This window comes from Pseudomonas sp. P7779 (genome assembly GCF_013386315.1).
In the GTDB taxonomy this organism is placed as follows: Bacteria; Pseudomonadota; Gammaproteobacteria; order Pseudomonadales; family Pseudomonadaceae; genus Aquipseudomonas.
In genome coordinates this window covers 1-824 of sequence record NZ_JACARZ010000204.1, presented here as the reverse complement: position 1 = coordinate 824, position 824 = coordinate 1, and the positions used below count along the sequence as shown (strand labels likewise).

The 824-nt window shown below is 61.9% G+C and carries 1 protein-coding gene; it reads right to left on the bottom strand.

Annotation, left to right across the window (positions count from 1 at the left end; genetic code table 11):
* The coding region (locus tag HX869_RS31150; RefSeq protein WP_178904176.1) for an OprD family outer membrane porin at window positions 1-761 on the bottom strand (761 nt) is incomplete at its 3' end.
* Window positions 762-824: the final 63 nt, after the last annotated feature.

The window sequence follows — 824 nt, the reverse complement described above, 5'->3', positions numbered from 1 at the left end:
AACCCGAGGTTGGCGCCCAGGGTCCAGTCGCCCACCGGTTGGCTGTGGATCAGGTTGAGGTATTGCTGGCTGTAGATGTCCTTGAGTTGGGCGTTCCACACACCGATCTGGGTGCGTTTGTCGTTGAAGGCATATTCGCCGCCCTGAAAGTTGAAGCGGTCGGAGGTGAACGCGGTTTTCCCGAACATGGACATGTCGGTCATGCTGCTGTCGTCCCGTGGGCTGTTGGCGCGGAACTGGCCGCCGTACAGGGTCAGGCCGTCGATCTCCTTGGAGGTGATTTGCCCGCCGCGCAGGGTTTGCGGGAGCGAGCGGCCATCGTCCGAACGCAGGATCGGCAGCACCGGCATCCATTCGCCGACTTTCACTTCTGTCTTTGAAACCCGTGCCTTGAACGCCACGCCCAGACGCCCGAATTCATCCGCCGGGCGGCCATCGTGGTCCAGCGGCAACAGCTGGGTGCCACCTGTGCCGCGTCCGCCATCGAGCTTCAATGAGTACAGGCCCAGTACATCCACGCCGAAACCGACGGTGCCCTGGGTGAAGCCGGATTTGGCGTCGAGGATGAAGCTTTGCGTCCACTCCTGTGCGCCGCCCTGGGTCTTGCTGGGGTTGGTGTAGTTGCGGTTGAAGAAGAAATTACGCAGGTTTAGGTTGGCGCTGGCGTCTTCCAGGAAGCCGTGTTCTTCAGCGACAACGGGGAGGGCAATGCTGGCGACAGCGGTTGCCAGCAAAAGCCGGCGCGGGTCGAAAGTGCTCATGGTGTCAGACCTGTTGTTATTGGGGTTATGCAGGTGGCGGCCATGGTGCGGGGCGGTGCGGGG